General features: G+C 60.5%; 21 protein-coding genes and 1 tRNA gene. 6 read left to right on the forward strand and 16 right to left on the reverse strand.

Annotated elements, in window-relative coordinates:
- Positions 1–40 precede the first annotated feature (40 nt).
- The 7 genes from H8B14_RS07405 to H8B14_RS07435 form a co-directional block, all read right to left on the reverse strand.
- Entirely contained in the window at positions 41–922 is an 882-nt protein-coding gene (locus tag H8B14_RS07405; RefSeq protein WP_187314977.1) for a DUF2911 domain-containing protein, read from the reverse strand.
- 202 nt (positions 923–1,124) lie between these two features.
- On the reverse strand, positions 1,125–1,658 hold the full coding sequence (locus H8B14_RS07410; protein WP_187314978.1) for a hypothetical protein: 534 nt from the start codon (positions 1,656–1,658) through the stop codon (positions 1,125–1,127).
- Positions 1,659–1,689: 31 nt separating this feature from the next.
- Positions 1,690–2,721 (reverse strand): cation diffusion facilitator family transporter, encoded by a 1,032-nt coding sequence (locus tag H8B14_RS07415; RefSeq protein WP_315984811.1) that lies wholly within the window; start codon positions 2,719–2,721, stop codon positions 1,690–1,692.
- An 83-nt stretch (positions 2,722–2,804) separates the two neighbouring features.
- Positions 2,805–4,631: an ABC transporter ATP-binding protein gene (locus H8B14_RS07420; protein ID WP_187314979.1), complete on the reverse strand. Its 1,827-nt coding sequence runs from the start codon at positions 4,629–4,631 to the stop codon at positions 2,805–2,807.
- A gap of 107 nt (positions 4,632–4,738) precedes the next feature.
- A complete protein-coding gene (locus H8B14_RS07425; RefSeq protein WP_187314980.1) occupies positions 4,739–5,215 on the reverse strand; it encodes an energy transducer TonB in 477 nt (158 codons plus the stop codon).
- A 77-nt stretch (positions 5,216–5,292) separates the two neighbouring features.
- Positions 5,293–6,777 (reverse strand): sodium:solute symporter, encoded by a 1,485-nt coding sequence (locus H8B14_RS07430; protein WP_187314981.1) that lies wholly within the window; start codon positions 6,775–6,777, stop codon positions 5,293–5,295.
- Positions 6,778–6,934: 157 nt separating this feature from the next.
- Positions 6,935–7,978 carry an MBL fold metallo-hydrolase gene (locus H8B14_RS07435; RefSeq protein WP_187314982.1) on the reverse strand — a complete coding sequence of 348 codons (1,044 nt, stop codon included), beginning with the start codon at positions 7,976–7,978 and terminating at the stop codon, positions 6,935–6,937.
- A gap of 249 nt (positions 7,979–8,227) precedes the next feature.
- Here H8B14_RS07435 and H8B14_RS07440 point away from each other — a divergent pair, with 249 nt between their 5' ends.
- Positions 8,228–9,271: a cyanophycinase gene (locus H8B14_RS07440; protein WP_187314983.1), complete on the forward strand. Its 1,044-nt coding sequence runs from the start codon at positions 8,228–8,230 to the stop codon at positions 9,269–9,271.
- A 102-nt stretch (positions 9,272–9,373) separates the two neighbouring features.
- Here H8B14_RS07440 and H8B14_RS07445 read toward each other — a convergent pair whose 3' ends face one another.
- A complete protein-coding gene (locus H8B14_RS07445) occupies positions 9,374–9,964 on the reverse strand; it encodes a hypothetical protein (RefSeq protein ID WP_187314984.1) in 591 nt (196 codons plus the stop codon).
- A 140-nt stretch (positions 9,965–10,104) separates the two neighbouring features.
- Here H8B14_RS07445 and H8B14_RS07450 point away from each other — a divergent pair, with 140 nt between their 5' ends.
- Positions 10,105–10,761: a hypothetical protein gene (locus tag H8B14_RS07450; RefSeq protein WP_187314985.1), complete on the forward strand. Its 657-nt coding sequence runs from the start codon at positions 10,105–10,107 to the stop codon at positions 10,759–10,761.
- Here the strand turns inward: H8B14_RS07450 and H8B14_RS07455 are convergent.
- Positions 10,733–11,986, reverse strand: a complete 1,254-nt coding sequence (locus tag H8B14_RS07455) for an MFS transporter (RefSeq protein ID WP_187314986.1) — start codon at positions 11,984–11,986, stop codon at positions 10,733–10,735. The genes H8B14_RS07450 and H8B14_RS07455 overlap by 29 nt on opposite strands.
- 194 nt (positions 11,987–12,180) lie before the next feature.
- Between H8B14_RS07455 and H8B14_RS07460 the strand changes: the two genes are divergently transcribed.
- A complete protein-coding gene (locus tag H8B14_RS07460; protein ID WP_187314987.1) occupies positions 12,181–12,834 on the forward strand; it encodes a Bax inhibitor-1/YccA family protein in 654 nt (217 codons plus the stop codon).
- A gap of 125 nt (positions 12,835–12,959) precedes the next feature.
- On the opposite strand, the gene H8B14_RS07465 is transcribed toward H8B14_RS07460, so the two are convergent.
- Together H8B14_RS07465 and H8B14_RS07470 are read right to left on the reverse strand one after the other, a co-directional pair.
- On the reverse strand, positions 12,960–14,786 hold the full coding sequence (locus H8B14_RS07465) for a M61 family metallopeptidase (protein WP_187314988.1): 1,827 nt from the start codon (positions 14,784–14,786) through the stop codon (positions 12,960–12,962).
- Between the two features lie 75 nt (positions 14,787–14,861).
- Entirely contained in the window at positions 14,862–15,512 is a 651-nt protein-coding gene (locus H8B14_RS07470) for a class I SAM-dependent methyltransferase (RefSeq protein WP_187314989.1), read from the reverse strand.
- 113 nt (positions 15,513–15,625) lie between these two features.
- On the opposite strand from H8B14_RS07470, the gene H8B14_RS07475 reads away from it, so the two are divergent.
- The 3 genes from H8B14_RS07475 to H8B14_RS07485 all read left to right on the forward strand — a co-directional run bounded on the left by H8B14_RS07475 (position 15,626) and on the right by H8B14_RS07485 (position 17,297).
- Positions 15,626–16,339: a phosphatase PAP2 family protein gene (locus tag H8B14_RS07475; RefSeq protein WP_187314990.1), complete on the forward strand. Its 714-nt coding sequence runs from the start codon at positions 15,626–15,628 to the stop codon at positions 16,337–16,339.
- Between the two features lie 135 nt (positions 16,340–16,474).
- A tRNA-Leu gene (locus H8B14_RS07480) sits at positions 16,475–16,556 on the forward strand.
- A 60-nt stretch (positions 16,557–16,616) separates the two neighbouring features.
- Positions 16,617–17,297, forward strand: coding sequence for a phosphatase PAP2 family protein (locus tag H8B14_RS07485; RefSeq protein WP_187314991.1), 681 nt, complete (start codon positions 16,617–16,619; stop codon positions 17,295–17,297).
- Positions 17,298–17,370: 73 nt separating this feature from the next.
- On the opposite strand, the gene H8B14_RS07490 is transcribed toward H8B14_RS07485, so the two are convergent.
- The 5 genes from H8B14_RS07490 to H8B14_RS07510 all read right to left on the reverse strand — a co-directional run bounded on the left by H8B14_RS07490 (position 17,371) and on the right by H8B14_RS07510 (position 23,763).
- Entirely contained in the window at positions 17,371–19,704 is a 2,334-nt protein-coding gene (locus H8B14_RS07490) for a GAF domain-containing protein (protein WP_187314992.1), read from the reverse strand.
- 111 nt (positions 19,705–19,815) lie between these two features.
- Entirely contained in the window at positions 19,816–20,358 is a 543-nt protein-coding gene (locus H8B14_RS07495) for a hypothetical protein (RefSeq protein ID WP_187314993.1), read from the reverse strand.
- Between the two features lie 114 nt (positions 20,359–20,472).
- Complete coding sequence (locus H8B14_RS21295; RefSeq protein ID WP_187314994.1) at positions 20,473–21,321, reverse strand: T9SS type A sorting domain-containing protein; 849 nt, start codon at positions 21,319–21,321, stop codon at positions 20,473–20,475.
- A gap of 174 nt (positions 21,322–21,495) precedes the next feature.
- A complete protein-coding gene (locus tag H8B14_RS07505; protein WP_187314995.1) occupies positions 21,496–22,146 on the reverse strand; it encodes a hypothetical protein in 651 nt (216 codons plus the stop codon).
- A 198-nt stretch (positions 22,147–22,344) separates the two neighbouring features.
- Positions 22,345–23,763: a dicarboxylate/amino acid:cation symporter gene (locus H8B14_RS07510; RefSeq protein ID WP_187314996.1), complete on the reverse strand. Its 1,419-nt coding sequence runs from the start codon at positions 23,761–23,763 to the stop codon at positions 22,345–22,347.
- Positions 23,764–23,809 lie beyond the last annotated feature (46 nt).

Here is a 23,809-nt window from a genome sequence, read left to right on the forward strand (position 1 = left end):
CCCCAGGATAGGGAGTTAGGGGGTGAGGTAAGCAGGGAGCTTACTTCGCGCCGTTCTTCTTGGCCATGGCGATGATGTCGTCGTTCATCTTCACGTAGTCGGCGTTTTTGGCGGTCTGGGCCAGGGTGCGCGACTGCTCGGCGGCGGTGAGGGCGCCTTTGTAATCCTTCATCTTCATGCGGATTTTCGCCTCGGTGTGCACGTTCCAGAACTTGGGCTCCTTCTCGTTGACTTTCTGCATCCAGGTCAGGGCCTGCTTCAGGTCCTTGTCGTTGTCGTAGTAATAGACGGCGGCCGCGGCTAGGTCGTTGGTGCTTGGGGAAGCATTTTTGGTTACTTTCTCCTCAATCTGAGCCATCACCTTCGGCTCCACCTCGGTCACCACTTTAAACTTGACACCCGTCGTTTCCCACTGCAAATCCACGTTGGCGGTGGCAGGCGTGAGGTCGATGAAGTTCATGGTGAAGGTTTCCACCTTGGCGGCCGTTTTATAGGGCTTCACCAAGAAGGTGGCTACGTCATCCTTGGCTTCGAAACCGTCGACGTTAGCGCCCTGCTTGGTGTTCTTGCTCAGCACCATCTTCCAGGAGGCTTTGCCGGGCACCGTGTACAGGCCATACTCGCCGGCCGGCACTTTTTTGCCTTCCACCGTCACGTCATCCGAAAATTTGATGGTGGTCGTTTGATTGGCGCCCGTGCGCCAGCGCTTGGCGTAGGGCACAATGGCTTTGGTGGTGGAGTCGCCGAACACCATGCGGCCCTTCACGCCGGGGCGTGAATAGGTGAGGGTGATGTCGGTGAGGCCCACGCGCTGCATGATGGTGCTTTTGGGGCTGGCCGCCGGCGTAGCAATCTGGGCTTGCATGGTCAGCGGGGCCGCCAGCACTACCAAGCCGGCCGAAATAGAGAGAAGAGCTTTCATGAAGTGGGAAAATGATGGAATGGGGTAACAGCCCAAAAGTAGCAAACCCCACGTTGGAACTAGGGTTTGACAGAAATCGTAGAGGCCGCCAGTGGAAATCCGCCCGGTCCGACGGCGTAGCCGTCCAACCGGTTGTCGCCTCCTAACATCGCAGGCATTGGTGGACGGCAACCGGTCGGACGGCTGCGCCGTCGGACCGGAACTACAGCTCTTGCACCGGAATCTGGTGCTGTTGCAGCAGCGCTAGTACCTGCTCAGGCGTGGCCGGGGCTGTCAGGCGGCGCAAATCCAGGTAGTAGCAGGCGGCTTCGACGGGATAGAGCAGCAGCCAGTCGGGGTGCACCCACACGGCGCGGCGCAGCACTTGCCAGCGTATGGCGAAGTGCCCGTTGTCGCTGCGGCCGCGGAGCTGTTCAGCATCCAGCTCGAAGCTGATGGGCGTGTGCAAACCGGTATTGCGGGCGTAGCCGCGCCGGAGTTGGTAGCGCACTAGCTGCATCCGCACCAGCGCATACAGCACCGCCACGGCCAGAAACACGACGGTACTTTGATTGACAACCTGGCCCAATCGGATGACTTCCAGCACCACGCTACTGGCCAGCAGCAGAATAGCTGCTCCCAGCAGCCAGTGGTTGAAGCGGGTGCGGGGCCGGCGGCGCCATAACCGGAAACTCACGGCCACAAACTCGTCGGCCGTCATCTGGACGTTGGGCAGTAGCAGTGGATACGTAGGCACGGGCTAGTGGGCAAGGAGTTGAAAAGTGCCGCTAAACCGACTCGGCCAGCTGGTGCCGCTCGTTTTTCACCACGTTGGCCAGCGTCCAGGGAATTTCCTGGCTGAAAGCATGCTGGCGCACCGGGCAGTCAGTCATGTGGCAGTGCGAGCAGGCCGAGAAGGCGCAGGGGTCGGCGTGCACGAACATTTCCACGTCCACCTCAAACCGGTCCCGTACCAGCTCCTCGATGCGGTGCACTTCCGCATGGGTTTCTTCCAGACTGAAGTAGTAGGGCATGGTCACGTGGCAGTCGATGTGCAGGTTGGAGCCGTAGCGCTGCACACGCAGGTTGTGCACATCAATCCAGGCGGCGCGGCGCTGCTGCTGCAGCTCGGTTATCACCTGCAGCACCGTGACTTCGTCTGATTCGTCCATCAACCCGCCCACCGAGCGGCGCACCATCCGGTAGCCATTCACCACGATGAAAAGGCCCAGAATAACCGAAGCTGCCGCATCGAATAGTACCTTGCCCGTGAGTATCACCAGCACCAGCGCCAAGCAGGATACCAGCGTACTCACGGCATCCAGGTACAGATGCTGCCCATCGCCGACCAGCGCCAATGAGTGGTGCCTGCGGCCCGCCCGCACCAGCACGAAGCCCACCAGCAGGTTCACGACGGCCGTAGCCGCCAGTAGCGCCATGCCCCAGCCCGGCTGCTCCAGCGCGTGCGGCACCAGCAGCGCCCGTACAGCCGAATAGAAGATGTAGCCGCCCGCCATCAGAATCAGCCCGCCTTCAAACCCCACCGACAGATGCTCGATTTTGCCGTGGCCATAGGGGTGGTTTTCGTCTTTGGGCAAGCTGGCCAGATACACGCTATAGAGCGCAAAGCCGCTGGCCACCACGTTGATGATGCTTTCTAGCGCGTCGGTCAGGACGGCTTGGGAGTGTGTGAGGAAGTAGGCGTAGAACTTCACCAGCACCAACGCCACGCTCACCACGAGCGAAAGCAAAGCCAGACGTTGTTTGAGGCGCTTGGTGGTCATGGGAGCGGTGCTGGTTGGGTTATGAGGCGAAGCCACACAGGAAGGGTAGTACAAAAATAGGCCGCTCCGGATTCCGGAGCGGCGCAGAAAAGGACGCGGGCGGCCAATTTCCCGTCTGCCTAGCTCATCTCAAACTGCAGCTTGAGCAGGTTGGCGTACAGGCCGTTATCGTTGTGGGCCAGCTCTTCATGGGTGCCTTGCTCCACAATGCGGCCGCCGTCAATCACCAGAATCTTGTCGACTTTGCGGATAGTGCTCAGGCGGTGGGCAATAATGATGCTGGTGCGGTGCTGCATCAGCTCGTCCATGGCCTGCTGCACCAGCTTCTCACTTTCCGAGTCGAGGGCCGAGGTGGCTTCGTCGAGCAGCAGGATGGCGGGGTTTTTCAGGATGGCGCGGGCAATGGCAATGCGCTGGCGCTGCCCGCCGGAGAGCTTGATGCCCCGCTCGCCCACTAGCGTGTCCAGCCCTTCGGGGAAGGAGCTGATGAACTGCCAGGCATTGGCTTTGCGGGCTGCCTGCATGATTTCCTCGTCGGTGGCGCTGGTTTTGCCATAGGCAATATTCTCCCGGATCGAGCCGCCAAACAGGATTGTTTCTTGGGGCACGATGCCAATGTGGCGGCGCAGCTCCGTAAGATCGTACTGCCCAATGGGGCGGCCGTCGATGGTAATCTGTCCGCCGCTGAGCTCGTAGAACTGCATCAGCAGCTGCACGATGGTGCTTTTGCCGGCGCCCGACGGGCCCACCAGCGCAATCTTTTCGCCGGCTTGGATGGAGAACGTAATGTCCTGCAGCACCGTCAGGTCGGGGCGGGTGGGGTACTGGAATGCTACGTGCTCGTACGCAATGTTGCCCTGCAACTGCACCGGCTGCGCGCCCGGCTGGTGGGTGGGCTCGGTGGGCTCATCCAGGATTTCGAGGATGCGCTCGGAAGCGCCCAGCGTGCTTTGCACCTTGCCGTACAACTCGCCTAAGCCCGCCACCGAAGCCCCGATGAACATGGTGTACAAGGCAAACTGCGTCAGGTCGCCGATGGTCATCTGGCCGGCCTGCACCAGTGTGGCGGCGCGCCACAGTACCAGCACGATGCCGCCGAACAGGCCAATAATAACGAACGACACGAAGCCGCCGCGGTAGAGGTTGCTTTTCAGGGCGGCCCGCACGGTGTTGGTGAGCGAGGCGGTGTAGCGCTGGGTTTCAAACTGCTCATTGGTGAAAGCCTTTACCGTGTTGATGCCCTGCAGCGTCTCCTCCACAATGACGTTGGTTTTAGCCAGCTCGTCCTGGGTGGTTTTGGCCAGCCCCCGGATTTTCTTGCCGAACACCATGGCCAGCACCACAATCGGCGGAAACGTCACGAGCATAAACATCGACAGCTTCACCGACACCACCATGATAAACACGATGCCCGCCAGCAGGGTCGTCACCTGCCGGAACAGCTCAGCCAGCGTCAGGGAAAACGAATCCTGAATGATGCTCACGTCGGAGGTGATGCGCGAGGTGATGGCGCCCACGCGGTTTTTCTCGAAGTACGGAATGGGCAGCGTCACGAACTTGCGGTAGAGCGCCTGCCGGATGTCGCGGACGGTAAACTCGCTCACCTGCGTGAAAAACCAGATGCGCCCGAATGAAAACAGGCCCTGCAACAAAATCAGCACGCCAAAGCCCAGCGCAATCTGATTGATGGAAACGGCCGTACCGTTGGGCAGCACCACCAAGTTGCCGTTGGCGGCGTCGGCCAGCTTACCAATCAGCCACGGAAAGGCCATGGTGCTGGCGCTAGACAGCGTGAGGAGCACCGTGCCCACAATGAATTTGGCGCGGTAGGGCAGCGTGAAACGGAAAATCCGCAACCCCTGCTGGAAGCTTTCCTTCGATAATTTCTTTTTGGGTGCGTCCGGGTCAAGCGTCGCACCGCTGGTATTCATTCCGCTTCGGGCCATTCGGTATGGTAGAAGTGAGACAGGAGACGGGAGAAGCAAAACCTACGCGGGCATCAACCAGATGACAACCGCCATGTCTTGCTTCTGACTTCTGCTATTTCAACTCGTTAGTTGAATTTGGGTTTTCCTTGTTCCACCTTCAGGATCTGGGAGTTGCCGAACGGCACGGGCAGCCGCACCTGCACGGGCACCGGCTCGCCCTTGCGGGTAGCAGGCTTCCAGGCTGGCATGAGCGCCAGCACCCGCAGCGCCTCCGCGTCGCAGTCGGGGGCCAGGGATTTGGCCACTACCGGGTTGGTCAGGCGCCCATCAGCCCCGACGGTAGCCGTGACTTCCACGTTGCCGGTAATACCCTTGACGCGCGACGCCTCCGGATACTGGATCTGCTGCTGAAAAAAAGCGCCCATAGCCTGCGCACCGCCCGGATACTGGGGCGCTACGTCGGGCCGGTTGGCAGCCGGGCGGGCCTGGGCCTGCATGCGGCCGGCCTTCAGCTCGACCGGCGTTTTGGGTGCGGCCGGCTGCTGGGCCTGCGCGGCGTGGGTGGCCACTACCGACAGCAGAAGGAAGAAAAGGTGTTTCATAGGAGAAGGAGGGCGGCGCAAAACGGCATTTTGCGCCACTTGCACAAAGGTACGCCTACTTCCCCGGTAAACACGCCTCAGAAAGCAGGGTTCAATTCGGTGGCCTGGCGCGGCCGCGAAACCGCCAGCAGCCCCAGGAAGGTGAGGATGCCGTTCAGAATCAGAATCTCGAAACCGAACTCGTAGCCCCACCACGCCTTGGAGTTGGCGTTGATAAACCATGTGACAAGCGGCGCGGCCACGCACACGGCCGGCACCAGCCGGTCGTGCAGGCCCCGGCTCGTAAACAGCCCGAACGAGTAGAGGCCCAGCAGCGGCCCGTAGGTGTAGCCGGCCGCCTTAAACACGGCCGTAATCACGCTCTGGTCGTTGATGGCGCGGAAAATCAGGATGATGACGATGAGCACCAGCGAGAAGCCAAAGTGCGTGAGCTGCCGCACGCGGGTCTGCTTTTTCTCGTCGTACTGCTTGATGTTGAGCATGTCCACGCAGAACGAGGTGGTGAGGGCCGTCAAAGCCGAGTCGGCGGAGGCGTAGGTCACGGCAATGATGCCCAGAATGAACACGATGCCCGCAAACAGCGTGAAGTGGCCCGTAGCCAGCAGCGGAAACACGTTGTCGCCGATGATTTTGCCGGTGGCCGGGTTGGTAGGCAGCGCAATGCCCTTGGCAGCCGCGTATTGGTAGAGCAGCACGCCCAAGGACAGGAAAAACACGTTCACCAGCACAATGGCAATCGTGAACCAGAACATGTTTTTCTGGGCGTCCTGGAGGTTGCGGCAGCTCAGGTTCTTCTGCATCAAATCCTGGTCGAGGCCGGTCATGACGATGGTGATGAAGGCGCCCGAGGCAAACTGCTTCCAGAAGAACTTGTCGTCTTTGGGGTCGGAGAAGTAAATCTGCGACATGCTGCTTTCCTTCACCGTTTTCACCAGCCCGGCAAAGCCCAGGTTCAGCTCGTCGGCCATCAGATAGATGCTCACGGCCACGCACACCAGCATGGCCATGGTCTGGAAAGTGTCGGTCCAGAGGATGGTTTTGAGGCCGCCGCGGAACGTGTAGAGGTAAATCAGGAAGATGCTGACCGTCACGGTCACGGCAAACGGTACGCCCAGCGCATCAAACACGGCCAACTGCAGCACGCCCGCCACCAGAAACAGCCGGAACGCCGCGCCCACGGCCCGCGAAACCAGGAAAAAGAACGCGCCCGTCTTATAGCTCCAGAATCCAAACCGCTGCTCCAGATAGGTATAGATGCTCACCAGCCGCAGCCGGTAGTAGAGTGGCATGAGCACGGTGCCAATCACGAGGTAGCCCACAATGTAGCCCAGCACCACGGCCATGTAGCTCCAGCTCTGCGTGGCCACCATGCCCGGAATGGAGATGAACGTGACGCCCGATAGCGAGGTGCCAATCATGGCAAACGCCACCATGTACCAGGGGGCATTGCGGTTGGCAATAAAGAACGATTCGCTGGTGGCTTTACGCGAAGTCAGGATCGAAATAATGATCAGAACAACGAAATAGCCCGCAATCAGGCTCAGAATAAGGGTGGGCGACATGTGCTGGACGTCAGGAGGTAGTTGTCAGTTGCTGATTGTCAGGCTCAATTTCAACAACGGACCCGATCAAACAATAAAAAGGTACCAAAGCTACCAACTCGCTGCCAACAATCGGCAAACATCTGATAACTGCCCACACAACCGGTCAGCTATTTCCTTATTCCCAATCCTGCCAGCGCAGCACCTCGCCCACGGCGGGGGCATGCAGCTCGCCCCGGAGCATGCCACCCTGGGCTACTTGTTGCAACTCGCGCAGCGGCTCCGAGGCTGGCTCGTCGCTCAGATCGAAGGTGCCGTAGTGCATGGGCACCATATGGCCGGCACGCAGCAGGTTGGCTGCCTTCGCCGCTTCGTGTGGGTTTACGTGGCTGAGCTGCATCATGTAAGCCGGCTTGTAGGCCCCGATGGGCATCAGCATAATGTCGAGCGGCCCAAACTGCTTTTCAATCTCCTCGAAGTGGCCGGACATGGCCGTGTCGCCAGCGAAATAAATGGTGCGGCCGTCGGGCAGGCGCAGCAGAAAGCTGCCCCACAGCACCTGGTTTAGGTCGGCGAGGCCGCGGCGGTGCCAGTGTGAGGCGGGCAGATAGAACAGTTCAAAGGGTGGCTGTTGAGGATCTTCCCACCCCATAGCTTCCCAGTCGATGACGTACTGCTGCCACCAGCCGGCTTCCTGCACCGAAATGTTAGGAACCATACCCCGGAGCAGCGGCGTCATACCTAACGAAGTCAAAACTTGCATGGTCCGGTTTTGCCGGGCCAGGAATTTCACCGATTGCTCGTCGAGGTGGTCACGGTGGCCGTGGCTGAGCAGCAGGAAATTAATGTTGGTAAGATCTTCGGGGCGGCAGGGCAGGGCGTGGCGGCGGCGCAGCCCTAAGGAGGAAAACAGCACCGGGTCGAAGAGAAGAGTGGTTGCCTCGATGCGTAGCAGAAACGTGGCGTGTCCCAGCCACACCAGGCCGTCGTCGTGGCCGCGCAGGAATTCGGTGCAGTCCACCACATCCGGTGTCCAGAGGTCTGCTTTCTTCTCTTTTTTCTGCAGATTCTCGCTCAGCTGCCACTTCAGCACGGTGCTGAAGGTGGGCTCGTACAGCTCCTCGCCGTTGCAGTATTGCCGGCCAATCATCTTATTGCCGGGGTAGTTGGGTTTGATGATGGGCAACTGCGGGTTGCTGACGTAACGGGGGGCGGAAGCCATGCGAATAGAACGTTGAAAAGAAATCAAACCTAACACGTCTTACCTACACATGTTCGGCGGGCGCTACCAAGACTCTGCTTTGGCTGGCCGGCAGAATGATGGATAGGGAAATCTGCGTAGGACACGGACCATTTTAAGTGAGCAAAAGCTGCTGGTAAGGCCAGCCAGAACGGAATACATTGGCGATACTGGCTAAAGTCATATATTACTGACTAACTGCTATTTTCTCACCTTTAATTCCCCATTCCTATGCGTGCTCTTACCCTTATTCTCGTCTGCGGCAGTTTACTGACTGCCTGCCAGCACGAAACCGACGTAGCGCCAACCCCTAAAGCACCTCCCGTTGCGCAAGACGCCACCGGCTCGTTGGGTTTGGTTGGCGATGCGGCCGATGTGACGCCCGCTACCGCCGGCGGCACCGTGCTCATGGGCGGCGGCACCGACGTGGATGCGGCTATGCAGTGGATGATTGCCAAATCCGGCGGCGGCGACTTTCTGGTGTTGCGCGCTACCGGCACCGATGCGTACAATGCCTACATCTACGGACTGGGTGGCGCCAACTCGGTGGAAACGCTGCTGATCAACTCCCGCACGCTGGCCAACGACCCGCAGGTGGAAGCGAAAATCCGGGCGGCCGAGGCAGTATTCATTACCGGTGGCAACCAGGCCAATTACGTGAATTTCTGGAAGGATACCCGCGTGGAAGATGCCCTCAACTACCTGCGCAACACCAAGCAAGCTCCCATTGGTGGCACATCGGCGGGCTGCGCTATTCAGGGCAGCACCTATTACAGCGCCCTTAACAACAGCGTTACGTCGGCGCAGGCCCTTTCCAATCCGTATAATGCCGACATGACGCTTGGCCGCAATGATTTCCTCAGTCAGCCGTATCTGGCTAATGTTGTGACAGATACGCATTTCAATAACCCCGACCGGCGTGGGCGCCTTGTGGCATTTCTGGCCCGCATGACTCAGGATAATGGCGTGGTAAGCCGCGGAATTGGGGTAGATGAAGCCACTGCCGTGTGCGTGGAGCCCAACGGCACGGGCAAGGTTTTCGGGACGGGAACGGCCTTTTTCCTGAGTCAGAACGGCGCCTCTGCCACTCCGGAAACCTGTGTTAGTGGCTCCCGCCTCGATTGGTACCGCGCCAAGCAGGCAGTACGGGTTTACAAGATTACGGGCACAGCTACCGGTACCGGCAGCTTCAACCTCAGTACTTGGGGCGGCGGCACCGGTGGTAGCACGCAGTTCTACTACGCCGACCGCGGCACGCTGGGCATTTCGTATTAGCCCCGGCAGGCTCTCACGGACAACGCCGGCCCGGTAGCTTTGAGTAGCTGCCGGGCCGGCGTTGTCCGTGAAAGAGGAGTGAATGCGCTAATGAGCTCTGGCCTACCAGAACCCGCCCGACAGCCCCGGCACGTAGCCCGGGAAGTTGGCGCCTTGGCCGTTGCTCATGCGCAAACCTCCTGAAATAGACAGGTTTTCGGTAATCAGGTAATCGGCCCGCAAGCTCATGCCCGAGCCCATGCTACCGAAGCCGGCGTATGGGTTGATGCGCGGCTGCGCGCCCGGAATTTCCTTCCAGGCCGTGCCCGTGAGAGCCAGCCGCGGCGACACCAGATACTGCGCGCCGCCCTGCATCAGAAACTGGTTGTAGCCGGTCCAGGGGCGCAATTGGTTGTCGGCGGTGGCGCTGGGGTAGTAGGCGGGGCCGGGCGTAAGGCGCAGATAGGTGAGGCCGCCGAACACACTCAGGCGCGGCGTGAGGCGGTAGCTGGCAATCGGGCTCACCCAGGCCGCCGTGCCCAGCCGGCCGGCCGTCATCATGCCGGCGCTCAGCTGCACGTTCTGGCGCGAATTGCGCAGACCAAGCAAAGGGGTGCCTACGCCGAGCGTGGCGCCGGGCAATGGGCTTTGGGCGAAGGCGCCGCCGGCCAGCAGCAAACCGGTAGCGAAAATGGATAGGCGGAGAACAAGCATAGCGCAAAGTACAGAACGACGTACAGCTGATAGACGCGCGCCGCCACCGAAAAGTGGCACGAGCCAAGCGCGGCTTCTGAAAAGGTACCACCAGCCCGCGGAAAAGTTGGTATCTAGCGAGGAATTATTCCCGTTGCGCTATGCCCGCCGAGTTTATCCAGTACCAGACCTTCCTGACCTCTGAAGCCGCCCAGCCATTGCTCTTGCTGCTCAGGCAACAGGAAATTCCCTTCGAAACCAGCTCCGACCAGCACAGCTTCGACCCTGCTTTTGCCTACAACACCACTCGCGCCCAGTTCACGGTGAAGCTGCGCCAGCAGGACTTCCTGACAGCCCGCGGCCTGGAAGCAGCCATCAACGAGCAGCGCACCGCCGAAGTAGATGCCGACCACTACCTGTTTGGCTTCACCGACGACGAGCTGTTCGACATCCTGGCCAAGCCCGACGAATGGAGCAATTTCGATGTGACGCTGGCGCGCCGGATTCTGGAACAGCGCGGCCGCAACGTGTCGGAAGATACGGTGCAGCTGCTGCGCCAGAACCGGCTGGCGGCCCTGGCCCGGCCCGAGGAAAGCCAGCGCGCCTGGATAATGGCCGGCTACGCACTGGCGCTGCTGGGCGGCGTGATAGGGCTGTTTATCGGATGGCACCTGTCGTCGCACAAAAAGCTCCTGCCTGACGGGCGGCAGGTGCCGGCCTTTGCCGCCGCCGACCAAACCCACGGCCGCCGCATTCTGGCGCTGGGCGCCGTCAGCCTGGTTATCTGGACTACGCTGCGCTGGTATCTGCGGGAGTAGCGGTGGCGGGGAGCGTAGCGCGGTTCCAGCCGGCCAATACCGCCACGGCGGCCAAACACAGCGCAAACCACGCCCACGGCAGCCGCAGATCCAGCACCGACAAGGCCCCGAATACAATCGTCGTGGCAAAGCTGGCCAGCCCCTGAAACGCCTGGTTCAGCCCGAAAATCTCGCCCCGATCCACGTCGGTGGTGCGCTGGGCCAGCAGGCCTTCCAGCAGCCCCTGAATCAAGGACAGCGTGAAGCAGTCAATGACAACCAGTACGTAGAGCGCCACCACCGACGTGCCCACCAGCCCGTAGGCGGCCAGCACCGGCGCACCCAGCGCCGCCAGCCACACAATGGCCTTGCGCTGGTTGATCCGGTCGGCGAGGTAGGTGTAGAACCCGTAGTTGAGCGCCACGCTCAGGGCGCCGAAGCACATGAAGAAGTACGAAATGGCGCGGGCATCCATCTGCAGCGGCCCCAAACTCAGAAACGGCACCATGTAGAAATAGTAGCCAGTGCTGAGCGTGAGGGCCACTTGCGTGAGCACAATGCGCCGGACGCCGGGCGTAGTAACTTCTTTTTCGCGCAGCCGCGCCCAGAGCGTGAGCGGGTTGAAGGCCAGCGCCAATTCGGCCCGCAGCTCGGCGCCGCGTACGCCGTTGCGGCGGGTGTGAGTTTCACGCAGCAGCACGCTCAGCACTACGTTCAGGGCGGCCAGCACCAGCGCCAGGCGCACCACGTAGGTGGCTTCCTGGCCCGGCGGCACCTGCAGCAGCGTCAGCAAAACACCCGACACCATGGGCCCCAGTACGAAGCCCAGCGAAATGATGGCGCCCTCGATGCCCAGGTTCTTGAACAGCTTCTCGGGCGGCGAAATGTCGGTGAGAGCCGAGCGGACGGTGGCGTACATGCCGTTGGTGAGGCCGTCGGAGGCGCGGTTCACGAAGAACAGTCCGGCCCGCACCGGCAGCAGCAGCGCATTGGCTAGTAGCGTGCCCACCGCCGATAAAATGAAGATGGGCCGCCGCCCGTAGCCGTCGGAGAGCCGGCCCAGCACCGGCGCCGAAAACAGCTGCACCCCCAGAAATAGCCCCGTGCCCACCGACAGCCACAGCTGCGGCTGCGGAAGGCCCTGCACAAACTCCGGCATCACCGGCCCGATGGCCGCCCCCACAATCACGTCAATCAGGATAATCAGGTAGATGTGGGGCAGGCGGCGGTCCTTGGGGGCGGGCATGGCGCAAAGGTAGAGGCTTTGCGCTACGGCATCGGCAGCGGGCGTTTGGCGTTAGGTTAACCTGCCGCAAACCCCTAATTTGCCTCGACTTTATTTTCACCTCTCATCCTATTCAAATGGAAGATTTTACTTCTTAAAACTATCAGGAGCCGCAACCCCAACTGACCCTTTCGCCGGAGGAAGCCTCCCAGGTAATGGCGCGCTTCATGACGCAGGTGTACGGCTGGATGGCCGGCGCACTGGCCGTGAGTGGCGCCGTGGCTATGCTGGTGGCTTCTTCGGCCGCGCTGCAGGAGCTGGTGTTCGGTAATCGGTTTGTGTTTCTGGGGCTGATTGTTGCCGAAATTGCGCTGGTCGGTTTCCTCTCGCGCAAGGCGTTTGACTGGTCGGCGGGCACTACTACGGCGGCGTTTATGGGCTATTCGGCGCTCAACGGCCTCACGCTGGGCATCATCTTCATGGTGTATACCATGGAGTCCATCAGTTCCACGTTCTTCATCACGGCCGGCACCTTTGGCCTGATGAGCCTCTACGGCTACTTCACCCGCACCGACCTCTCGCGCTGGGGCAATCTGCTGTTTATGGGCCTGATTGGGCTGGTGCTGGCCTCGGTGGTAAATATTTTCCTGAACAGCGAACTGCTGTACTGGATTTCCAGCTTCGTGGGCGTGCTGCTCTTCACGGCCCTCACTGCCTATGACACCCAGAAAGTGAAGATGCTGGCCTTCCTCGGCTACGAAGACGAAGCCACCGACCGCAAAGCCGCCGTGCTGGGCGCCCTCACGCTCTACCTCGACTTCGTGAACTTGTTCCTGTTCCTGCTGCGCCTGTTTGGCCGCCGCCGGTAACGGAAACTATCTGTCATCCTGAGCAAAGCGAAGGACCTTGCTACGTCGGAACGATTCGTACACACGATGGTCGTTCCGACGTAGCAAGGTCCTTCGCTTTGCTCAGGATGACAAACGCTACAGTTCTACTTCGCCTTTCCGCTGAGCCAGGCTTTGCGGAAGGCCAGCTGCTTGCGGGTGGCTTTGTCGTTGAGCACTACTTCCAGGTCGGTGTTTTCCTGCAGCGTGACCGGCACGGTGCGTTTGCCGTCGCGTGCACGCACTTCCACCTGCACCACGTCGCCGGGCTTGTGGGTGGCTAGTAGCTTCTGCACCTGCGGGTTGCCGGTTAGCTTCTGGCCGCCGAGCTTCAGTAATACATCTTCCCGGTCAAGGCCGGCCAAGTAGAGCGGGCTGCCGAGCAGCGTAGTGCCCAGCGTGGCGCTGCTGTCGGCGGGGTTGAATTGCAGGCGGGCGCCCAGCGTGGCCTGGCCGGGGTGGGCGCGGCGCACCAGCAGGCCGGCCGGGGCCAGCAGCTCGTCGTACTTCGGCAGCTCGTGGCCGGTGATGTGCTGGCGGAAAAACTGCCCCGCAAACGTGGTGTCGCGCGTGACTTCGCCTAGCACCCGCTGCAGGTCGCGCAGGTTGTAGGGCTTGGCGGGGGCGTAGTTCTGCTGGGCGCCGTGCTGCTGCCAGAGCGTGCGCATGTAGGTGTCGAGGTCGGTGCGGTAGCGCTGGCGCAGCTCCAGATCTAGGGCCAGCGCATTGGCCGCCCCGATGTAGTAGTAGCTCAGGTAGGTGTTCGAGCGGTTGTTGGGGTCGATGGCGGCGGCGGCATCCACAAACGGCGCCTGCTGGCTCATGTGCACCGGCGAGTACCGCTTGGGCCCCGGCATACTCAGCATGGCATCCACAATGCCGCTCAGGGCTTCCTTGCAATATTCCTCATCGGTGTATACGCCGGCCCGGCGCAGCAGCAGCTCGCCGTAGTATTGGGTAAAGCCTTCGGCGAACCACAAGTTGCTGCTCATGTTGGCCCGCTGAAAATCAAACGGCTCAAGGTCCTGCGGGCGCAGGCGCTCCACATTCCAGCTATGGAAAAACTCGTGCGCCACGGTGCCCAGGTTGTCGATGGCCTCGGGGCCGCGCAAGGGGCGCCGGCTGGTCAGCGACGTGGAGTTGCGGTGCTCCATACCGTCGCCGCTGGTCTGGGGCAGGTAGTTGGCCACGAAGGTGTAGCGCCCGAAGTCGTACTCGGGCAGGCCCCCGAAGATGGCCGCGGCTTCCTTCACCACTTTTTTGGTGTTGGCGGTGTAGGCATCCAGCTCAGCGTCGGTGCCGTCGTGCAGCACCTTCAGCTCGATGGTGCGGCCACCTTCCTGCCAGGTGCGCACCTGCTGCTCGCCCAGGGAAGTAGGCGAATCCATGAGGTATTGCAGGTTGGGCGCCTGCCAGACGGTGCCGGCGGCGTTGGGCTGCAGCTGGCTGGCTACCGTCCAGTTGGCGGGCATGGCAAACTGCACCTCGGCCGGCCGCTGGGCCAGCGCGGGGGCGTAAGCCAGCGTAGCGGGCATGTTCAGGTGGGCGTGGCGAGTATCAATGCCGACGTACGTGCCGTCGGTCCGGTCGCCGAACAGCGTGTAGGTGAACACCACGGTGCCATCGTGGCCGGGCACGTCCCAACCGTAGGGGTCGGGGTGCGTCACGGTCAGAACCTTGCCTTTCGAGTCAGTGGCCTGCACATCGTACACGTTCTTGGCGAATTCGTGCAGGGCATAGCGGCCCGGCGACGAGCGAGCCATGCGCACCTCCAGCGGCCCGGCGGGCAGCTCCCGAAACGTAGCCGTAATACGGGCCTCGTGGTGCACGGCGTTCGGAAAGGCTACCTGATAGGCAACGGGCGCCTGCGCGGCCGCTGGCCGGGCCAGGGTTAGTGACGATGCCAGGAAAAGCAGAGCGGCAAATTTTTGCATGGACAAGGGAGGAGGAATAGGAGTGAGGGCTGGCCGTAAATGTAAGAGGACGCGGGCCTTCACGACCACAATTCGTCACAATGTCACGTCCTGCCACACCACGGCTTCCACCATCCCGCCAAAAAACCGCAGCTCTTGCACCGGGCGCAACCCCAGGCCGCCCAGCGTCTGATGAATAGGGGGCAGGCTCCGGGCGCTGATGCCGGTGGTGAGACGGAAGAAGCCGTACATAGACATCAGTAGGCCGCGCTGCCACCACGTGCGGGGCGCCGCAAAGTCGGCCAGCAGCCAGGGGGCGCCGGGCTGGCGCGCCTGGTGCAGGCGGGCCACCAGCTGCCGCAGCCGCCCGGGCTCAAACAGGTCCAGCAGAAAAAACGTGACGATTACCTCAAACCGCTCGGTGGGGAGCAGCGTTGCTTCCGTGCCCAACCGGAACTCCACCTGCGCGGCCCCAGCAGTAGGCAGCAGCTGGCGGGCACGAGCCAGCATCCGGGGCGAAGCTTCCAGATACAGCACCCGCGCCTGGGGCCGCTGGTGGAGCACTTCCAGCAGTACCCAGCCCGTACCACCCCCGATAATGAGCACCCGCGGGGCTCCGCCTGGCAAACCCGCCTGTAGTGCGGCCTGCTGCGCGGTGTGCAGTGCCCGGCCGTACACCAGCCGTGCCAGCGGGTCGTAGAAGGCGGCTACCCGGTCGAAACCGGAATCTGGCAAGGAGTGTGGCATAAGTCAGGGTTTGTATCGTACGTATAGGTGTGCGCACCCCGGCTGGCCCGGGCCTCAGGACTGGGCTACCAGCTATACGGTCCTGGCGGCGGCCTATACTACAGTTTGTTTCTATGACCAATCATTTGCGCCGGCTGCTGGCTGGCAGCGTACTGTTTCTAACCGAGTTTGCCGTGACGGTGCTGCTCGGCATTGTGGGAATAGTCGGGTTTCTGGCGCTGGGCCGGGAGGTGTTCGATCAGGACGCCGCCACCTTCGACGCGGCAGCTTTCCGCTGGGCGCGGCACCTGCTCGGGCCCAAGCAGCAGTGGGTGGAAGCCGTGACGTTTTTTGCCTCGCGCAACTTCATTACGGTTACGGGGCTGCTGCTCATCAACTGGCTGCTGCTGTTGCGCCGGCACCGCTGGTACTCGCTGCTGGTGCCGGTGGTGGCGCTGGGCAGCATCACGCTCAATCTGGTACTCAAGCAGTTATACAACCGGCCCCGGCCGCTGTTGCCGCTGGTGTCGGCGTCGGGGCTGAGCTTCCCGAGCGGGCACGCCATGATTTCAGCTTCGTTTTACGGGCTGCTGGTTTATCTGGTACAAACGCACGTGCGGCCCCGCTGGCTGCGCTGGCTGCTCACGGTTTTGCTGGTGGCGCTCATCCTGCTCATCGGCCTCACCCGCGTATACCTGCGGGTGCACTACGCCACCGACGTATTGGCCGGCTTCACGGCCGGACTGGTGTGGCTGGTGGTGGCCATTCCGGTGCTGAAGCAGATAGAAAATCGGGTGAAAAATAGATTTAGAAATCAATTGCAATCAACTGAAAAACAGCCTGAATAGCCTGAATAGCTAATTTCTGCACAACTATTTATCGACTTTTTTTGCGCAAAGCTTGTCTGATGACAAAAGATGCCCCTATCTTTGCAGCATCAAAAGCCACCCCGCTAGGGCAAAATGGCCGCTGATACACAAGATGCGCTTGTGGCGAAATTGGTAGACGCGCTGTCTTCAGGCGGCAGTTCCGCAAGGTGTGGGAGTTCGAGTCTCCCCGAGCGCACGAAAGCCGGTCCAGAAATGGACCGGCTTTTTCGTTTTTATTCGTGCTAATCTAACCTGCATGAAGAATCTGACGGCTCGTTTACTGGCACTGTTTAGCTTCCTGACCCTGGAAATCCTGCTGGTGAGCAGCGTGTTTCTGGCGTCGCTGCTGCTGTTTTTCTACCTCACGCGCATCGTGTTTGGGGCTCACTCATTGGTTTTCGATAACTGGGCCATCGGGCAGGCCAATGCGCTGCGGGCCTTCTGGCCGCCGATTACCAACGGGGCCCTGTTCATTACTTTCTTCGCGTCGCTGCCGTTTCTGGTGGCGGCGGCTGTGTTGCTGCCGGCCGCGCTACGGTGGCGAGGGCGCAAGCGCGAAGCCTTGGAGGTTTTTCTGGCCGTGGCGGGCGCCTCGCTGTTCAACCAGCTGCTCAAAACGCACTTCCAGCGGGCCCGACCCGCTACGGCTTTGCTGCCTCAGCTGGGGCTGAGCTTCCCCAGCGGCCACGCCATGATTGGCATGGCGCTCTACGGCTGCCTGGCGTGGCTGCTCTGGCGGCACGGCCGCCACCCGGCCTGGGCACTATTACTGCTGGTCTGGGCTGTGCTGATCGGCCTCACCCGCATCTACCTGCAGGTACACTACGCCACCGATGTGCTGGCCGGATTCGCCGCCGGCCTGCTCTGGCTGATTCTGCTGCGCACCGCGCTACGGCTGTACTGGCGGGAAAAGCAGGAGTTGAACATCAAAGGATAAGACATAAGAAAAGGCCGTTCGATGACTCATTACGAGCTACTAAACGGCCTTCTCATGCTTTAGTGGTCGGTTTCTAGCTGATCCGGACTTTCACCCGCAACGCCAGCAGGCCTTTTACGCCCTGCAACTCTTCCAGCTCCAGCTCCTCAATCTCGTCTTCGAGCATACCACGGTCCTGGAGGTAGTCGAGGTATTCGAGGTATTCGTCGGCTTCGCGCTGCTGCGAGTATACCAGCGCAATGCGGCCGGGCTGCGTGAGCCGCTCGCCGGTGCCCTGCACAGTAGCCTTGTCAATGCGCTTCTTGATGATTTCGTAGCGAATATTGTAGGCGCCGTCCACATCAAACTGGCGCTCATCCTGCCGGAAGCGGATGCCCAGCGGCTGGCTATGAATGAGGATGAGCTGCGTGGTATCGAGCGGCACGGGCAGTTGCGGCTTGAGGGCCACTGTGCGCCGCGTAATTTCAATCATGGTGAGCAGCTGCCACAGCCGCAGGTTCTTCAGGAATACCATGTCGAACGGCTTGTGCTCCACCAGTGATGCGCCCACGTAAATATTGTACTCCACGCCGTCGGTTTTGAAGCGCTGGAAATAGTGTGGGAACATCTGCTGAGCCTTTTCCTCTTCCTCATCGAGGTAGTCGCTCACGGCGTCGTTGAGCAGGGTGGTGCTTTGCTCGAAGGCCTTGCGGCGCTTGTAAAGCACCCCCAGCTCCGGGTCGATGTTCGACCAGTACTGGCTGATGACGGCCTGCAGCTCGGGTGTGTTCTGCCCCAAATACTCAAACAGCGGCTCTACCTCTGTCCTGAGCGACTCAAAGATGCTCACCTCATCGCCCGAAATCAGGCCCTGGCGCAGGCGGCGCAGGTTTTTATTGACGTAGAACTTCAGCTCGTCAAGAATGGGCAGCGCCTGAAACTCCGACGCTTTTTTCAGCACTTTATTGGCCAGCGTGAGGTGCTCCACCAAGTCGCCCTGGATGGCCTCGTTGCGGGCCGTGCTGGACCCCCGAATGTCGCAGGAGCCGTGCAGCGGATACACGTCATGGAACACGATGTCTTCCATTTCGGCGCCCCGGTTGCCGTCTTCCTGCTTTTGCAGCAGATTTTCAGCCGCGTTGGTGAAGCGCCATTCCATGCTCGGATGGATGGCCGTAAATTTCTCCTTGATGATGGATTGCACGCGCGTCTGGATTTCCTCGGCGTTGCGTTTCACGGCCACCGCAAACAACGGCGCAAACTGCGCTACTGTCTCAAGATCAAACTCGTCTAGGTCACCCACGTTTGGCGAGCCCAGCTCCAGCAGGCCCACGGTGTCGTCGCCGTAGCGAAGCAGCGCCAGGATGGCCGAGCGAATGCCAATGCTCAGGATCTGCTGGCGCAGGTCTTCCGGAATATCAGCGGTTTCCACGTCTTCAATCACCAGCGGCTGGCGGTTCTGCCAGAGCTCAGAATAGATCTGGCGGAAGCCGGAGCCGGCATCCTGGTTGTGGAGTTGCTTGGTCAGGAAGCTGTGGTTGATTTTGCGGCCAAAATCCACGAAGGCCCGCTTTTTCTCGTTGTAGGCTGCAATGCCAAGCTGCAGAAACGGCCGCTTAAACAGCACCCGTAGTTTCTCCTGAATCTGCTCCAACCGGTCAGAAGCCTGCAGAACGTCGCGCTCCAGCAAGTCGTACTTCAGCTCCGACAGAATTTCCTGCTCGGTCACATCGGCCAGGTGCAGGATATTGAAGCCTTCCAGCGCGAAGTGTGTTGGCGGCAGCAGCTCCTGCCAGATATCAGGGCGGTTAGGGTTACGCGTCAGCAATTCCACCTGCTCTGATGTTAGCTCGGGCCTGGGCCCCACAAGCCGAACGTCCAGAAATGTGGAGTCGAATACCACGCTATAATGCCGGTACAGGCCGATGCTGTAATCAGGCACGGTGAAGATGATGGTGCCGTTGTCGGGCATCTGCACGCCGTATACTTTATCCAGTACCAGCTGGTACGCCATGCGAGCGGTGTGCACTTCCAGCGTGGCAGCATCAATGTTGAGCGGCTGCTTTACGGTTTTGGCACTCGTAAGCAGTACCTCGGCGAAGCGTGGCGTGTGGTAGAAGCTGTAGCGCTGAAACGGCACAATAGCACCGCTGATATCATGGCGGAAGGAAGCCGGCGGAAACATGGCCAGCATCAGCGTATCCACCAGGTCGCAGTTGCATTCCAGCGTGCTCATGTCGGTGATAGGGCCACGGCACCAGGCTTCGGCCGCCACTTTTTCGCCAATGGCGCGGGCCAGCAGTGCTACCCCGGGATTAGCATCGTTTTCACGCGCCTGCCAATAGGTAATGATAGGCTCCAGACTAAGCGAAACCTGGAAAGGAAATACGGCCAAAGCCGGGCGGTCAACGGTGAGTTCAGGAGGCATATAGCAGCAGCAATTCCGAAGGTAGCCAATTCACAGCAGCTGGTCTTCGGGTGAAGAGTATACGTAAACGCCCGGCCTGCGGACGTACACGAAACTGCCCTGCCAAGCGGGTTAGCGGCTCAAAACCACCGGCACGGGTTTGTCCTGGCCGCTGGGGTCGGTGGCATCGATGGCCTGCGGGTTGCCGTTGAGGAATACCCGCTTGAGCGTGTTGTTGTTGCAGGTGCAGCAGCCGTCGCTCTGCAGGCGGCTGTTAAGCTGGATGCTATCAATGCGGAAGCGCACTGTGGGGGCCCGGCGCTTGCCCAGGTACAGCAGGTAGCGGTATTGGTTGAGCTTGCGGGTACCGCGCTGCCCAAATGGCTGCGCATTGTTGAGCACTACATTGCTGGCGCGCTGCTCGGCAAGGCGCACCAGCAGCACGGTGTCGATGGTGGGCCGACGAGCAGTATCGCGGCGCAGCTCACGCACAAAAAACACTGAATCCAGCTCGTCCAGCGTGAAAGGCCGGGTGGCGCCGGTGGTCTGGTTGAAGCTGAATGTAACGGCATCATCCAGCGAATCCTGGCAGTCGCAGGCAACGGAACCGCAGCAGCCGGCCAGCACTGTGGCGGCAATAAAGAACAGAAGCCAGGTAAACGGAGTGCGCAGCATAGGGCGTAAAGATAAGCAGCAACTGGCGCAGAGCAGGCGGTTGAGCGGCTGGCAACAGGCCTAAATAAAAAGCCAGCCCCAAGGGAGCTGGCCTTCAACGAATAGTAAGCCGCCTTATTCCTTGAGGAAACGCCGGGTTTCGGCGCCGGTGCGGGTAGTGATTTTGTAGAAATAGGTACCGGCCGGCAGCTCACTCAGGCTGATGGACAGCGTGTGCTGGCCTTTTTCATGGCGGCTCTCCTGCCACACCGTACGGAGTGTGTTGCCGCGCCCATCCAGCAACTCAATGGTAACGGGGCCGGTCTTCTGCACCGCATAGGTAAGCTGGTTGGCGGCTGTGGCCGGATTAGGGTAAAGGCTGGCCGCGGCGGCCCTGGGTTGTGGCTGGGTAGGAGCAGCAGGAGTGAGGAGCAGAAAGCGAACCGGGCGCAACAGGTGGCTGGCGGGGCCGCCGCGGCGCTGGTGGCCCAGTGCTGTCGTGTCTGCGTGGCGGGCCCGGATGGCGGCCAGATCAGCCAGCCACTGCTGGTGCTGGGGCTGAATTTCCTGGGTTAGCTGGCTGATATCGGCCTCATACTTCCGGGCTAACTGAGACACGTTCAGCAGGATGGTTTTAGTGGAAGTGCGCAGCTGCTGGCGTTGCTCCAGCTGTGCAGGTGTCAGGGCAGGGCGGGCAGTTCCGGGGGCCGGCTTGGTAGCTTGGCGCAGCGTGTGGGCTTGCTGGCGGAGCGCCTGCAACTCGGTGCGGTAGCGGGTCAGTTGTGCTTTGTCGGCTGCACTAAGCACAGTTTCCAGCTTCTGGCGCTGCTGCCGCACAACCGGTAGCACGTTTTGCCGGATATACGCCTTCGACTCGGTGCGGGCGGGGCTGCCAGGATGTAGCCGGCGTGGGTGGGCATCTGTGTGAGCAGCCAGCAGCAGCCCCAAGAGGAAAGCCAGTAGTGTAAGAGAAGATGTTTTCACGAGCAAAGCACAAAAAGGGGGAGTAAACTACTGCCATAGATGCGCAGCCTACTCAGTGGTTTAACCTGCCAAACGAAAAAAACCGCACCAGTTATGCACTGGCGCGGTTCTGCAACAAACTAATGCGGGCGTACCAAGTCTAGGGTTTAGCGCAACAACTCACTGCTTAACAGCTCACTGCCCGCTGGAAGTGCTGGTGTCAATGGCGTCTTCCTGCAATGGACCCGCACTAAGCAACTGTTGCCGCAATGTATCAGCATTGGCCTCCAGCTGGGGCCGGATCTGGTCGAGGGCCAGGCGGAGTCCTTGGATATCGGCCAGCCGGGGGGCAGTGGTTTGCGAGTACCCATGGTACATAGCTACACGCACCTTCGAGCGGCCTGCACCGGTATAGGTCCCAATGACTTCGTTCCGAGCGTTCAGAATTTGTACTTCGGCCTGCACGGTGGTTCGGTAGTACTCTACCGGTAAGCCCAGCAGGCTGGGCACCATCATGGTCAGAATCTGCACTCCCTGAAAAAACCGACCGGTGCGCGTTACGTCGGCCTGCTTTACCAGCAGCTTCACGTAGCCGTAGCGGCTGCTGTCGGCGGCTTCCATCAGGTTCTGGCCCACTTCCTGCCGAAACACCCGCAGCGGATCTTCAGGCAAAGCACCTTCGGTGAGAGCCATCGGGCCATTGTCCACGGTGACTTCAAGCGGGGGAAGCTGGCTGCTGAGCCGGTGGCTGGGGGTCTGGAACATCACCCGATCAGCAGATTTGCATCCGGCCAGTGTGGTGGCAGCAAACAACAGCAACAACGAGAAGCGGAGAAGTGAAATCATGCAGTTGAACGTTTCTGGTTTCGTATGTCAGAACCCTGAAATTAGGGAATAGAGTTCAGGCGAAATAGGACTACTAATATAACTTAAAAATGAAAATATATTGCTCTGATAATATTTATTTGAAAAAACGTAAAGCCCCAAATCATACTTGAATTGGGGCTTTACTTGAAGTGCTGAAAAAAAGGTGCCTACCAGCGACTAACCGTGCTGCGCCAGGCTGCTATCGGTTTCAGCCAAGTCCAACACCGGGTCCGGTGCTACGTAGTTATCAATGAATTCGCCTTCCCACCGAGCCACCACGGCCGTAGCCAAGCAGTTGCCGATGACGTTGACGGCGGTGCGGGCCATGTCCATCAGCGCATCGATGCCCAGAATGATGAACACCGGCCAGGCCGGCAGGTTGAACGAAGCCACCGTGGCCAGCAGAATCACGAGCGAGGCGCGCGGCACGCCGGCCACGCCCTTCGAGGTCAGCATCAGGGTAAACACCATAATCAGCTGCTGCCCAAACGACAGGTCGATGCCGGCGGCCTGCGCCACAAATACCGCCGCCAGCGACAGGTACAGCGTGGTGCCATCGAGGTTGAACGAGTAGCCGGTTGGCATCACGAAGGCCACAATGCGGCGCGGCACCCCAATGCTTTCCATGGCTTCCATCGCCCGCGGCAGGGCCGCTTCCGACGACGTAGTGGCAAAGGCAATGCTCACGGGCTCGGCAATGGCCTGCACAAAGCGCTTCACCGGAATACGGGCTATAAAGGCAATGGGCAGTAGTATCACCAGCAGGAACACTGCCAGCGCGGCGTACAGCGTCAAAAGCAGCTGGAAAGCGTTCAGCAGGGGCGCAAAGCCCATTTTGCCAACCGTGTAGGCCAGCGCGCCGCCCACGCCCAGCGGCGCGAAGAACATCACCACGTTGGTGAATTTGAACATCACCTCCGACAAACTTTCGGCCCACTCCAGCATGGGGCGGCGGTGCTTTTGGTGTACCATAGCCAGCCCGATAGCGAAGATGATGGCAAACACCACCACCTGCAGCACTTGGCCTTCGGCAATGGATTTGGCAATGTTTTCGGGAAAGATGTGCAGGATAATATCGGACGTGGACTGCTCCACGGCTTGCAGCTTCTCGGTATCGGCGGCCACGCCGGCCTGGCTGATGCCCACACCGGCCTTGGTGAGGTTGATGGCAGCCAGACCGATGAACAGCGCGAAGGTGGTTACGATTTCAAAGTACACCAGCGCCTTGAGGCCCATTTTGCCTACCTGCTTGAGGTTGGCGTGGCCGGCAATGCCTACCACCAGCGTGCCGAATACCAGCGGCGCAATAATGGTTTTCACCAGCCGCAGGAAGGCGTCGCTGAGCACCTTGAGATTGACGGCGAAGGCCGGATAGTCGTTGCCGATTTCAGCGCCCACGAACATGCTCACCACAATCCAGAACGTGAGGGAGCGGCGCTGCACGCCATAGGCCACGAAGGCGGCCAGGAACAGCCAGCGGGCCGCCTGGGCCACGCCAGGACTGATACCGCCCGTATTATAGGTGGCCAGCACAGTGAGGAGCACGGCCACTACGGCCAGCAACAGAACGAGAGGAAGGAGTCGCGAAAACTTCATGCGCGGCGGCAAAAGGAGGAAAGTGGGGGGCAAGGGAACAGCAGCA

The organism is Hymenobacter puniceus, from assembly GCF_014333525.1.
Classification (GTDB): Bacteria; Bacteroidota; Bacteroidia; order Cytophagales; family Hymenobacteraceae; genus Hymenobacter.